Origin of the sequence: Natrinema longum (assembly GCF_017352095.1) — an archaeon.
Lineage (GTDB): Archaea > Halobacteriota > Halobacteria > Halobacteriales > Natrialbaceae > Natrinema > Natrinema longum.
This window is the reverse complement of sequence record NZ_CP071463.1, coordinates 508,648-521,388: the sequence shown is the minus strand read 5'-3', so window position 1 is coordinate 521,388 and position 12,741 is coordinate 508,648. Positions and strand designations below refer to the sequence as shown.

The 12,741-nt window shown below is 61.6% G+C and carries 11 protein-coding genes; 4 read left to right on the top strand and 7 right to left on the bottom strand.

Going from position 1 to position 12,741, the window contains the following annotated elements; translation table 11 throughout:
• Window positions 1-30: 30 nt before the first annotated feature.
• The 3 genes from rad50 to J0X27_RS02540 all read right to left on the bottom strand — a co-directional run bounded on the left by rad50 (window position 31) and on the right by J0X27_RS02540 (window position 4,629).
• On the bottom strand, window positions 31-2,715 hold the full coding sequence (rad50, locus tag J0X27_RS02550) for a DNA double-strand break repair ATPase Rad50 (RefSeq protein ID WP_207270907.1): 2,685 nt from the start codon (window positions 2,713-2,715) through the stop codon (window positions 31-33).
• Window positions 2,712-4,085, bottom strand: coding sequence for a DNA double-strand break repair protein Mre11 (gene mre11, locus J0X27_RS02545; RefSeq protein ID WP_207270906.1), 1,374 nt, complete (start codon window positions 4,083-4,085; stop codon window positions 2,712-2,714). Before mre11 ends, rad50 begins: the two co-directional genes overlap by 4 nt.
• Window positions 4,086-4,359: 274 nt before the next feature.
• Window positions 4,360-4,629: a MarR family transcriptional regulator gene (locus tag J0X27_RS02540; protein ID WP_207270905.1), complete on the bottom strand. Its 270-nt coding sequence runs from the start codon at window positions 4,627-4,629 to the stop codon at window positions 4,360-4,362.
• Window positions 4,630-4,755: 126 nt separating this feature from the next.
• Between J0X27_RS02540 and pan1 the strand changes: the two genes are divergently transcribed.
• Entirely contained in the window at window positions 4,756-5,973 is a 1,218-nt protein-coding gene (pan1, locus tag J0X27_RS02535; protein WP_207270904.1) for a proteasome-activating nucleotidase Pan1, read from the top strand.
• Window positions 5,974-6,314: 341 nt separating this feature from the next.
• Here pan1 and J0X27_RS02530 read toward each other — a convergent pair whose 3' ends face one another.
• Window positions 6,315-8,924 carry an outer membrane protein assembly factor BamB family protein gene (locus J0X27_RS02530; protein WP_207270903.1) on the bottom strand — a complete coding sequence of 870 codons (2,610 nt, stop codon included), beginning with the start codon at window positions 8,922-8,924 and terminating at the stop codon, window positions 6,315-6,317.
• A gap of 131 nt (window positions 8,925-9,055) precedes the next feature.
• A complete protein-coding gene (locus J0X27_RS02525) occupies window positions 9,056-9,193 on the bottom strand; it encodes a hypothetical protein (protein WP_207270902.1) in 138 nt (45 codons plus the stop codon).
• Between the two features lie 491 nt (window positions 9,194-9,684).
• Here J0X27_RS02525 and J0X27_RS02520 point away from each other — a divergent pair, with 491 nt between their 5' ends.
• Window positions 9,685-10,239 (top strand): GMP synthase subunit A, encoded by a 555-nt coding sequence (locus J0X27_RS02520; protein ID WP_207270901.1) that lies wholly within the window; start codon window positions 9,685-9,687, stop codon window positions 10,237-10,239.
• 150 nt (window positions 10,240-10,389) lie between these two features.
• Here J0X27_RS02520 and J0X27_RS02515 read toward each other — a convergent pair whose 3' ends face one another.
• Window positions 10,390-10,551, bottom strand: coding sequence for a preprotein translocase subunit Sec61beta (locus J0X27_RS02515; protein ID WP_097379553.1), 162 nt, complete (start codon window positions 10,549-10,551; stop codon window positions 10,390-10,392).
• An 85-nt stretch (window positions 10,552-10,636) separates the two neighbouring features.
• Between J0X27_RS02515 and J0X27_RS02510 the strand changes: the two genes are divergently transcribed.
• Together J0X27_RS02510 and J0X27_RS02505 are read left to right on the top strand one after the other, a co-directional pair.
• Window positions 10,637-10,939 carry a thioredoxin family protein gene (locus J0X27_RS02510; RefSeq protein ID WP_097381592.1) on the top strand — a complete coding sequence of 101 codons (303 nt, stop codon included), beginning with the start codon at window positions 10,637-10,639 and terminating at the stop codon, window positions 10,937-10,939.
• A 204-nt stretch (window positions 10,940-11,143) separates the two neighbouring features.
• Complete coding sequence (locus tag J0X27_RS02505; protein WP_207270900.1) at window positions 11,144-11,788, top strand: molybdenum cofactor guanylyltransferase; 645 nt, start codon at window positions 11,144-11,146, stop codon at window positions 11,786-11,788.
• Between the two features lie 113 nt (window positions 11,789-11,901).
• Here the strand turns inward: J0X27_RS02505 and yqeC are convergent, their stop codons facing one another.
• On the bottom strand, window positions 11,902-12,651 hold the full coding sequence (gene yqeC, locus J0X27_RS02500) for a selenium cofactor biosynthesis protein YqeC (protein ID WP_207270899.1): 750 nt from the start codon (window positions 12,649-12,651) through the stop codon (window positions 11,902-11,904).
• Window positions 12,652-12,741 lie beyond the last annotated feature (90 nt).

Below are 12,741 nucleotides of genomic sequence, written 5' to 3'. Positions count from 1 at the left end.
CGTTCGGCAGCGATGCCGACGTTCTCCCCGTCAGTCCGACGCCAGCAGCTCCGCTTCCGGCGGCTCGCCGCGCTCGAGTCGCGACCGGTTCGACGTGGCGTCTTTCTCGACGCGGACCAGCGAGTCTGCCGCGCCGACGAGTTCCTCGTCGTGGCTGACGACGACGATCTGTTCGACGCCGAGATCGCGCATCGACTCGATCAGCGAGACGAGTTGGGTCACGTGACCCGAATCGAGAAACACCGTCGGCTCGTCGAGAATCAGCGGCGGCATCGGTGCCGATCCGTCGACGCCCTCGGCGAGCAGTCGGTAGATCGCACACCGCAGGCTGAGGTTGAACAGCGCTCGTTCGCCGCCGGACAGCTGTTCGGGCTCGAGAGCCTCGCCGTCTTTCTGATACACGGTCAGCCGGTAGTCGCCGTCGAGATCGATCGCCGCGTAGGAGTCGTTCTGATAGACCAGCTCGAACGTTTCGTTGAGCAGCCGCTCTAGGGTCTCGACGTTGTGCTGGCGCAGTTCTGCCCGCAGGTCGCCGTACGTGGTCTGGAGGCTCTCGGCCTCCTCGTAGAGGGATTCGAGTTGCTCACAACGATCCTCGACCGACTCGAGGCGGTCGCGAAGCCGCTCGAGTTCTTCGAGTTCGTTCTCGGCGGCACCGATGGCGTTTTGGATCTCGGTCCGCCGTTCCTCGAGTTCGGCGAGTTTGTCGTCGACCTGTTCGATGTAGCGCTCGGCGTTTTCCTTGTCCTCGCGTGCCGTTTCGATGCGGTCCTCGTCGAACTCCGACTCGAGGTCGCGTTTGCGGTCGCGCTTTTCGGAAAGCGTCTCGCGGCGCTCGTCGTTCATCTCCCTCCAGTCCTGCCGCCGTTCGCGGAGGGTTTCGATCTCGCTCTCGAGGCTCGCCCGCTCGTCGGCGATCGCGGAAACGCGTTCGAGGGATTCGAGGGTCTCCGTGAGCTCCCCGCGTTCGGTGTTGATCTCGCCGAGTTCGGCCCGTGCATCGGCCACCTCGTCCTGGCGTTTGGCCGCCGCGGATCGCTTTTCCTCGGCGTCGGCGTCGTACTCCGCGGCGTCCGCTCGGAGCTGATCGCGCTGGTCGCGCCGGTCCGCGAGGCTCTCGCGTTTCTCGGCGAGTAACTGTTCGATGTTGTCGCGATTTTCCTCGAGTCGCTCGACCCGTCGTTCGGCCTCGCGGAGGTCCTCGGCGCGGTCGATCCGGTCGTCGATCTCGTCGCGCTCCGCGTCGAGGTCGTCGCGCTCGGCCTCGAAGTCGGCGAGTTCCTCCTGGCGGTCGTCGAGCACGTCGACGTGGGGCGAGTCCTCGACCGGCTGGCCACACTCGGGGCACTTCCCCTCCTCGAGCAGCCGTTCGCCCTCCTCGATCGCGTTCTCGGCGGTGCGGATGTCGGCAGTGATGTCGTTGATCGCCGCGACCAGCTCCTCGCGTTCGGTCTCGAGGTCGGCAAGGCGAGACGCCGCCTCGCCGAACGCGATCGGCGCGTCGTCGAACGTCGCCCGCGCGGACTCGATCTCCGCCTCGAGGTCCTCGAGTTTCGCCTCGCGGTCCTCGATCGCCTCCTCGTCGGCCTCGATTCGCTCGTCGAGGTCGTCGGCCTCCTCGCGAGCGCGTTCGGCCTGGGCTTCGAGGTCGTCGGCCTCCTCGCGGAGTCGCTCGATCTCGTCGGTTCCGGTTTGAATCGTCACCGTCAGTTCCTGTAGCTCGTCGCCGAGGTCCTCGTCGCGAGCCTCGAGTTCCGCGATGCGGTCCCGGACCGCGTCCTCGCCGGGGTCGTCGCTCTCGAGGTCGACGGTCTCGAGGAGGTCGCCGCGTTCGGCCGCGAGTTCCTCGCGGCGGTCCCGAACCTCGCTGATTTCGTCGCCGGCCGCCTCGCGCTTGCGCTCGGTCTCGGAAATCTTCGATCGGAGGTCCTCGATATCGGCAGTCAGTTCCGCGATCTCCTCGCGGGTCTCCTCGTGGCGTTCGAGGACGTCTTCTGCCGTCTCGAGCGTCTCCTCGGCCTGCTCGCGCTGTGTCTCGTAGTGGTCGATCTCCTCGACGACGTCGCTGCGCCGGGACTCGAGGCTATTCAGCCGCTCGTGGAGCTCTTTCTCTTCTTTCTGCTCGACCTGCGTGCGAACGTCCTCGAGGACCTCTCGCTGCCCGTCGAGAACCGTCTTGACCCCGAGACGTGCCTCGCTGGCCCGCTCGCGGTAGTCCTCGAGCGCGCCCAGCTGGAGGAGATCGTCGATCATGTCCTGGCGGTCGCTCGGCGAGGCGTGAATGAGCTTGTTGACCTCGCCCTGGCGGACGTACGCGCAGTTGACGAACGCCTCGGCGTCCATCCGCAGGAGCTGGGTCACCTCCCGGCGAACGTCGCGGGCACCCTCGATCGTCTCCGTCGGCGTCTCGAGGACGCACTTCGTCGTGGTCGCGCGGTCGCCGCGCAGTTTGAGCCGGCGTTCGACGTGGTACTCGCGGCCGTCGTGGGTGAACCACAGTTCGACCTCGGACTCCTCCTCGCCGGTCGTGATCACGTCGTCTAAGGTGCGGTCGTCGAGCGCCTTCGAGCCGTAGAGCGCGAAGAAGACCGCCTCGAGCAGCGTCGACTTCCCGCTGCCGTTGACGCCGTGGACGACGGTGACGCCGCGCTCGAGCGTGAGGTCGGCGTCGCCGTAGCACTTGAAGTTCAGCAGGCGGACGCGGTCGACCCTCACGCGAAATCACCCAGCGAGGCGGTGTCGGCGTCCGTCTCGTCGGCGTCGTCGGCCGACCCGGTAGCCGCGTCGTCCTCGGTCGGTTCCACGGGGTCGTGGGCGGCCGACTCTTCGCTGTCAGCGGCGTTCGCTGATCGGTCGGCGTCGGCGGCGTCGACTTGGTCCGTACCCCCGTTGGCTACGGTTTCCTCGGCGAGCTGGTCGGCAACCGTCGTCACGTCCTCGTCGCCAGGTTCGCGCTCCGGTGCGGGCTCGAACGCCGACTCGTCGTCCTCGAGTAGCTCCCGGACTCGCCGTTCGACGGCGTCGCGGACGTTCGAATCGGCGAGGTCGTCGCTCCGGACGGTCTCGTCGATCTCGAGTGCGGCGTTGCTGAGGCCCATCTCGCGTATCCGTTCGCGGACGGCGTCGTCCGGGTTGGCGAAGCTTACCGACACGTCGTCGTCCTCGTCGGGGAGATCCCGGCGGTCGTTGACGCGGGCGACGAGGGCCCCGCGGTCGATCGCGAGTTCCTCGATGGCCGCCGGGGCGATCGGTCGGCCCTCGCCCTCGACGGTGACGATGACGACCGCGTCCGCGAGGTCGTGCTGGCGGACGCGTTCCTGCACGCGATCGATGCCCTCGCCGTCCGCGAGTTCGACGTCGACGAAGACGAACTCGCGGGTCGAGGAGAGGCCCCGGCGACTGATCGCGACCTCGTCGTCCTCGAAGTCCACGAGATTGTAGCCCCGGTCCTCGCGCTCGCTGGCGCTGGCGCGCTCGGTCGACCCGCAGTAGGTGACCCACGTGTCCAGTACCTCTGCGGTGTCCGGCGTGTGGTTGTCGCCCAGCAGGACGGCGTCGAAATCGACCGTCGACTCCGCGAGGGCGGTTTCGGTATCCCAGTCGGCGTGTGCGAAGGGCTCGAAGAGACCGTGACTCACTAAACTGGCATGAGCCGCTTCGTCCGGCAGCGCGTCGAAATCGTAGGTGAGGTCGTCCCGGCGCGAGCGGGGGACGAAGTCGAGGCCGTAGAAGGCGGTGTCGTCCACGAGGATCGGCTCGGCACCGAGACGCGTCGCCAGTCCGAGGTCCGCGAAGAGATCGAGCCACTGTGCGTCGCGTTTCGACTCGTGGTTGCCGACGACGGCGAGAAAGGGGATGTCGGCGTCCGCCAGCGTCCGGAGGACGTCGACGGTCCCCTGGAGGTCGACGAGTCCCGGCCGCCGGTCGTGAAAGAGGTCGCCGGCGTGGATCACCGCGTCGACGTCGTCGGCGACCGCGTCCTCGACGACCGAGCGGAAGGCCTCGAGGAAGTCCCGTCGTCGGTCGGGCGAGTTGTACTGCTGGTACCCGATGTGGGTATCGCCCGTGTGGATAACCCGCGTCATTGGCCAGTCGTTGGCGAGCCCGCCCTAAATGGGTTCCGTGACCGAAGTGAAAGTAAAAGCGACACGTCACAGGGCCGGGCCAACGCTCCGGCAGATCGACGACGGGCCGCGATGCCGACCTGTCCGTGTGGCGGCGCGCTATTCGCTTTCGAAACGCGATCGGAGAGAGCGCCTCGCGGACGGTCAGGGATCGCACAGAACCCACCAGCAGTAACGAGACGAGGGCGAGAAAACCGACGTGAGAAGAACCGCTCAGCAGACTGTGACGGTCGCGTTATGCCTCGATATCGAGGCTGTAGAGGCGCTTTCGCGCGTCGGAGAAGGAGAACCGGGAGTCGATGACGTTTTTCTCGTCGAGTCGATTGAGCGCGTACCGAACCGTTCGCGAGGGCAAGAGCGTCTCGTCGGCGATCTGTTGTTGGGTCATCGTCTCGTTGTACTCGAGGACTTTCGCGACGAGTTTCGCGCTCGGGGGTAGCTCCCGAACGTCGTCCCATGTTCCCCGATCGCTGGTCTCCCCTCGAAGCGACTCTGAAGCACTCATCGTACCTCCCCATTCCGAATACGAGGTAATAATATTTTCCATTCGTTCTAATGTTTTGCAGTTATATCCCGTTCGCGAGTGCACCTACCCGAAGTCTCTTATGAACCAACTTCCAAAGGACGGGTAATGAGCGATACTGTGGACGACGTCGACCTCCCATACGACGAGGACGAGGCGTCCCAACAGGAGAAGATCCAGGCGCTCGAGGACCGGCTGGAGATCCTCGAGACACAAAACGAGGAGATGCGCGACAAACTCCTCGATGCCAACGCCGAGAACAACAAGTACCAGCAGAAACTCGAGCGACTCACGCACGAGAACAAGAAGCTCAAGCAGTCCCCGCTGTTCGTCGCCACCGTCCAGGAAGTCACGGACGAGGGCGTCATCATCAAACAGCACGGGAACAACCAGGAGGCCCTGACCGAGGTCACCGACGAGATGCGCGACGACTTAGAGCCCGACGCCCGGGTCGCGGTCAACAACTCCCTCTCTATCGTCAAGCCGCTCTCGAACGAGACCGACGTCCGCGCCCGCGTGATGGAAGTCACCGAGAGCCCGGAAGTCAGCTACGAGGACATCGGCGGCCTCGAAGAGCAGATGCAGGAGGTCCGGGAGACCGTCGAGATGCCCCTCGAGAAGCCCGAGATGTTCGACGACGTGGGTATCGACCCGCCGAGCGGCGTTTTACTCTACGGGCCGCCGGGGACGGGCAAGACGATGCTCGCGAAGGCTGTCGCCAACCAGACCGACGCCACCTTCATCAAGATGGCCGGCTCGGAGCTGGTCCACAAGTTCATCGGTGAGGGCGCGAAGCTGGTCCGTGATCTCTTCGATGTCGCCCGCGAACACGAGCCCGCGGTCATCTTCATCGACGAGATCGACGCGATCGCCGCCAAGCGAACCGAATCCAAGACCTCCGGCGACGCCGAGGTCCAGCGGACGATGATGCAGCTCCTGAGCGAAATGGACGGCTTCGAGGAACGGGGCGAGATCCGGATCATCGCCGCGACGAACCGCTTCGACATGCTCGACCGCGCCATTCTCCGGCCCGGCCGGTTCGACCGTCTCATCGAGGTCCCAAAGCCCAACGCCGAGGGCCGCGAGATCATCTTCGAGATCCACACCCGCGGCATGAACGTCGCCGACGACGTCGACTTCGCCGAACTGGCCGTCGACGCCGAAGCGGCATCGGGTGCCGACATCAAGGCCGTCTGTACCGAGGCCGGCATGTTCGCGATCCGCGACGACCGCACCGAAATCCGGATGGAGGACTTCCGCAGTGCCTGGGACAAGGTCCAGGCCGAATCCGAGGAGAACGAACAGGTCTCGAAGACCTTCGCCTGAGTTCCTCGGTCCGAGATCGACGACGGCTCATTGCGTTCTGTGTTCGTTCGTTTGGATAGAGTGGTTCGAAAAACGGATTACTTCTCGATCCGACAGTAACGTAACTTTGGGTATGTTTTCTCCAATGGAGTCAGTCTTCGATAGACGACGGTAGCGCGCGCCGAGAGACCGGTCTTCCGGACACTATCTGAAATCCGCTCCGGAATTGCACCAGCGACGGAAGGTACTGCTGACTGGAGTCGCCTTCTAATTCGTTCGAACTCCGTCCGAACGAGCGGTGGTTGCTCTTTGTATGGGCAGGGGCCTCGATTCGAGATTGATGGGTTACTGCCCTCGTAGCACTAACCCGCGTTATACGCACTGACCACCTCTAAAACGTCCTGAAAGCCCACATCTACGCCATTATACCGTTCACCAGTATTGTGGGCTTGAAGCACTTCCAGTACCTCTTGGAACGACGGCTCGCCAGGATCGGTTGGTAATCCGTCATCGGCCACGGTTGAAGGAGATGTAATAGTATAGCCGTCGGACGGGATCGACTGGATCTGCTCTTTGTCGGCCAACTGAGTGTCTCCGCCATCACTACTTACACCAATCGAATAGCTATCCGTAGTGTCCGCGTTCTGTTCAGCCGTTACATCGACATCATACGATCCGGGTTGTCGGTCCTGTATCACGATCAACTCTTCCGTTGATCCCTCCCCATCGAGTGTGACCTCGTGATACGACCCATTTGGAATTTCGACTCGGTCCGGACCAACGACACGTCCCTCCGGATCCGCAACAGTGGTATTGACTGGTGAAGCCGTAAGAGTAAGCATCGATGAGGAGAGTGTCGTAACGTCTACAAACGTCGTGATCGCTGTCGTATATTCTTCGACGATCGTTTGGACATCCTCCGCAGTTGCAGGAGTTCCGTTTTGTAGTGCTTTTTTGAACGCGTGTCTATCACTGTTCAGTCCCCCATCTCCAACCCATTCATCCGCGAGTTCACGTACTTTCGATATCCCATCATCGAACTTCTTCGCTGCTTCCTGGTTGCTATGATCTTTTTCGAGTCTGGTGGCAGCGGTTTCGAAATTAGATGCAGCAGATGTGTATTTATTGTAGTAGTCGTCCTCTTGAAATCCCTGAGCATAGTTAAGTGCAGAACCAATCGAGGTCGAATGTCTAATATTGTTTATATTGTCGCGGAAAGCTGTAAGTTCGTCTTCCGCATCGCTGTAATCCTTGTCGCTCAACTCGTACGTTATTTGCGCAATATTGATATATGCATTAAAGAGTTCTTTGACGCTTTCTTTTTTCGCAGCTTCGCTGCTAAACATCTCTGCCGTGCGTTGGGCAGCCGTTGCCATTTCGTCCAGCGTATCGGAATCGTTGAGAATTGCCGCCTCAACCGAGATCGTCGCGACCGTTTTCTCGTTCGCATAGAACGGAAGCGAGAACGAAACGTCCGACCCCTGGCTCTCGAAGGCTTCTGCTGTATCTAGTTCGATGGTTAGCGGGACCGTCTCTCCTTTTGGAATGTCGAATGGTGGAACGCTCGAGTCATACTCGTCGACCATCCACGACTCCTCGATGAACGTGATTTCGTCCATTGACTCAGGAGTTATTCTAACCTCTCTTTCGGAATTGTTTGTGATGGTGAATTTTCTTGTAGGCGTCCCGCCAATAACGTTTGCACCGAACTGGAGCGTATCACGATCCACCGTGATTTCTGCAGGCGGAGAGTCGGAAGAGCCAGTCTCTGCTGCCTTAGAGTGATGCCCTAGTGTTCCAAGGGTAACGCGACTTCCCTCGCTTGAACCCTCGACACCCGCATCTAGTGCATAGACTGTGCCATCGTTACTCCCGACGTAGACAGTACCGTCCACGACTGTTGGAGACGACTCAATTACACCGTCAGTTGAAAACCGCCACTGTTCGACTCGATCTGCGGTCTTTGCCGTTGGATCAAAGGCATAAATCGTACCGTCGCCGTCACCGATGTAAACGACCCCATCGGCGACCGTGGGCGAGGATCTGATTGGATTGGTCGTTACGTCAGGTGCAATTGGTGTTCTCTCACCGGAATCAGCTTGTAGTTCGAAGAGCGTCCCAAACGAATAATCTGCTGCATAGACTGCCCCATCAGCGACCGTTGGTGAGGAGTAGACACCGGAATCCATGTTCCTTCTCCATTCCTTTTCACCACTGTCAGCGTCGATCGCATAAAAGTGGAAGTCGTAACTTCCGACATAGACTGTCCCGTTAGCAACCGTCGGAGACGAAATTATGGAGTCACCCGTCTCAAACGACCAATTCTCCGATCCGTCATCTGCACTAATGGCATAGACGCTATTATCACTACTGCCGACATAAACTGTCCCGTCACTGACTGTCGGAGACGAATCAACGGCACCGTCGGTCGAAAACGGTGAGTCCCATCGTTCGGTCCCGTCAGCAGCGTCTACTGCATAGACGTTCTGATCTCCCGCGCCGATATAGACCGTCCCATTCGCTACTGTTGGTGACGAATTGATGTCGCTGGCTCCTGTCTCGTACTGCCACTGTTCAGTCCCATCGTCGGCATTTATTGCATACACGACCCCGCTCTCATCAGCAATATAAACCGAGTTATTGGTAACTGCGGGCGACGAATATAGATCACCACCCGTTTCAAACGGGGAGTCCCATTTCTTGGCACCTGTGTTCGCGTCTAATGCATAGACATTATTGTCATCACTGCCAACAAAAACGGTCCCATCAACAACCGTCGGTGAACTTTGAACGGCACCCCCTGTCGAGAAGGTCCACTGTTTCGCTCCACCAGACGTGCCTCCCCCATCTTGCCCGCTGACTATTCCAGTCGTGCTAAATAGTGCACCAGTACCTGCTACTTTCAGCAACTCACGACGCGTATTATTAATAAACATACCTGAATTTCTTTCAGACATGTATGTCGTTCTCATTCGACTACTGGCTTCAGTCTTGGGGCCAAAGCGGACTAGCCGAGGTTAGACGCGCTCTGAACGGCAGGGAACACATACCTATTTTGACAACACACAGCTAGTTGTCGGAAAACGTGTCTATCTGTCCGCCGTTAGAGCGCTGAGAAGACGAGGTACGGTACGATGAACATGGCCACCGTCAACACGGCGAGGATTAGCACGTATCCGATGCCCGTTCCTGCCGCAGTGAGCCACGACGGATGCTCGAATTCGCTGAGATCGACTGCCATGTGTCTGCCATCCGGTGACGAACGCATAAACGTACCGGAACTCCGAGTCGAAAATCGGCGTTTACCGCCGCGATTCCGGCCGCAACTATCGTAGCCGTGAACGTCAATGCTCTCCACCTCGCCCGACGACGGTGCGATGAGTGTGTCAATCGTTTCAGTAGCTACTGTAGTACCGTTCCACCCGTCGACTGCAGGGTCGGCGGAGATCAGACCGCCGGATTCGACCCTCCAGTGCAGGCGTGGGCCGCCACTATCGATAGCTATCCTGATACCGCTCCCCGAAGAGCGAACCGGGCCTGTCGCCGCGAGGTGAAGCCAAAGCCGACCGCGTCGCATCGAGCGGCGTCACACTCCCAACAGAACGTCCCGGAATCGGGATCCCTCGAGTGGTGCGTCCGTTATCTGCGGGAGATGACATCGACCCGGCAGCTCGTTGGACTCGAGATCGATTTTCGGACTCCTTTTACCGGGTGACCCGCTACGAGCACGCAATGACGAAGATCGTCGTGGTGGACAACCACGGACAGTTCACCCACCTCGAGCGCCGGGCGCTTCGCGACCTCGGCGTCGATACGGAACTGATCGACAACGACACGCCACCCGAGGACGTCGACGCCGACGGCGTCGTCCTCTCTGGCGGGCCGGACATGAATCGGATCGGGAAGTCGACCGACTACCTCGCGGCCGACGTGCCGGTCCTTGGTATCTGTCTGGGGATGCAACTGATCGCCGAAGAACTCGGCGGCCGCGTCGAGAGCGGCGAGTACGGCGGCTATGCCGACGTCAACGTCGATATCGTCGACGAGGAGGATCCGCTGACCGGCACGCTGCATCCTGAAACGCGCGTCTGGGCGAGCCACGCCGACGAGGTCACGGAACTGCCCGACGGGTTCGAACTGACCGCGAAAAGCGACGTCTGCGACGTCGAGGCGATGAGCGACACTGACCGGGATCTCTACGGCGTCCAGTGGCACCCCGAGGTCGCCCACACCGAGGAGGGTGACGAGATCTTCGAGAACTTCCTGGCGATCTGCGAGTCGCGATAGACCCCCTCGAGTACCTGCCGTTTTCTTCGAGCGCTCACACTCGAGCGGGGAGTCCGTTCCGAGCGCTCCCGGTACTGCGACGAACGGTTAGGAGCCGGCACGACGGTCCGGCGCTGGCGCTACGAGAGACGATGTCGAAAGAAGGCGGCGTTACGAAACGAACGTCAGTAGCTGGACCAGCACGCCCAGCATGACGCCGAACGCGATGACCGTCTTTGGGTCGATACGGATCGCGTTCGAGTCCTCGGAGTCGAAGTACCGGACGAGTCCGGCACTGGACATCAGGCCGCCCGTGTTCTGTCCTTTATCCATACCGGATCCTATGTGCCCCTGAAACTAAACCTTTCGACCGACGCCGTCGACGACGACGGCAATGCAGTGGCAGTGGGAAACCCTTATGCGCGGCGCGTGGCAACTAGCGCTGAACCGTATGACTGTCACACTCAAGGACTTCTACGCGGACTGGTGTGGCCCCTGCAAGACCCAGGACCCGATCCTCGAGGAGCTCGAGGACGACTGGGAGGGCCGATTCGAAGTCGAGAAAGTAAACGTCGACGAACAACAGGACATTGCAAACGAATACCAGGTACGATCGCTGCCGACGCTCATCATCGAGAACGACGACGGCATCGTCGAGCGCTTCGTCGGCGTCACCCAGCGCGACGACATCGAAGACGCCCTCGAGTCGGCCGGCGCGTAAGCGACGATCACGTTCGTTTCCTGTCGGTTGTTGTTCGGAGGAGCGGTTGCCTCGAGCGACGCCGCTCAGTTGCCGATCGGTTCGACCGCGACCTGTGGACGCTCTCTCGGGGTATCGACGGACGCTCGAACTACGCAAACGAAATCGGCTATAGCTCGGCTATTCGACCGGACGTTTTTCGTATCGCTGGACGAACGGCCGACCATGACTCTCGAGACGGGTCGACCCGAGCGAGCGGCTATCGTCCTCGCGGGTGGCTACTCGACTCGCTTCGGCGAGGCGGACAAAGCCGTCGCCGACCTCGCCGGGACGCCGATGATCCGCCGCGTCGTCGACCGGATCGAACCCGTCGTCGACGACCTCGTCGTCAATTGTCGGGAAGAGCAGGTGCCAGCGATCCGGGAGGCCCTGGGGGGTGGCCTCGAACCGGACGCGTCGTTTGCGATCGACCCGATTCCCGATCGCGGACCCATGGCGGGTATCACGACGGGACTTCGAGCAGCCAGCGGAGCGGACGCGTTCGTCGTCGCCTGCGATATGCCCTTCGTCGATCCCGACTTCGCAGCCCATCTCTTCGATCGGGCGGCCGACCACGAGGCCGCGGTGCCCCGGCTCGACGACCAGTGGTTCCAGACGACCCAGGCCGTCTACAGCGTCGAGCCGATGCTCGCCGCCTGCGAGCGCGCTCTCGAGCGCGACGAGGGACGGATCGTCGAACCCCTGCTGGAACTCGACTACGTCGTCGTCGACGAGGACGAAATTCGGGAGTGTACGGCCCTCGAGACGTTCGAGAACGTCAACACCCGCACGGAGTTCGAGGGGGCGATCGATCGACTCGGGGATGAGTGAGTTGGTACCACAGTCGGCGGCGAGACGACTGACACCGCTCCTCCCTGAACGGCCAGTGCCGGGGTCGCTTGCCCCCGGTTCGCGAGCCCGCGTTCACTGACCGTCAGCGACGCCTATCTCTCGAGGACGTCGACGACCGGCTCGTCGGCGATCATCCGCGCCAGGACCACTCGCGGTACGCGCGGCGCTCGCTCGAGTACTCCCGTTGCGATTTCCTCGGCGATCGCTCGTCGGTCGGGGTCGTCCACCTTGTTGAGCAGCGGGACGACCGTCGCCCCGTCAGGAACGCCGTTCAGCCCGCCACGGTCGCTCGTGAGCACACGACTCACGTCCTCGGGTCGGACCGGATCACCGAGCTCGAGTCCAGTGATCGCTGCCACTCGCTCCGGTCGGTGGACGGACTCGGCCGAGAGCGGCTTCCCGACGGCGTGGACGCTCGCGATCGGGATCACGGTATCGACTCGCTGGGGAAGTTGCGGTTCGTCGTCGCCGGGTGCTTTGAACTCCCGCGTCCGGGCACCGTCGGCCTTGACGAGGACGAGATCGGCGGCGTCGGCCGCCGCGAGATCGTCGACGATCGCGGGGTCGTATCCCACGTACCGGTCCTCGCGCTCTCGCTCCGGGACGACGCCGACCGGCCACGCGTCCGTTCGCTCGAGTGCCGTGACCGGATCGTCAGTCACGACCACCGTCTCGACGTGGCGATCGAAGATGGGAATCCGGACCGTCGCCGTCACGACCGCTCGATGGGCTGAATCGCCCCTCGTCCGCTCAGCCAGCGTGTAGAGCGTCGTCTTCTTCCCGCCCGCACCGACGACGGCGACGACGCCCGACTCCGCCCCAAGTGCCTCGAAAACGTCCATATCGCTCTTTCTTCTGGTATCGGCTAATGGTTTGGGCTCGAGACCGTCTCTGCTCGATCCGGACGGGGGATCGATCCACGAACGCGGGAG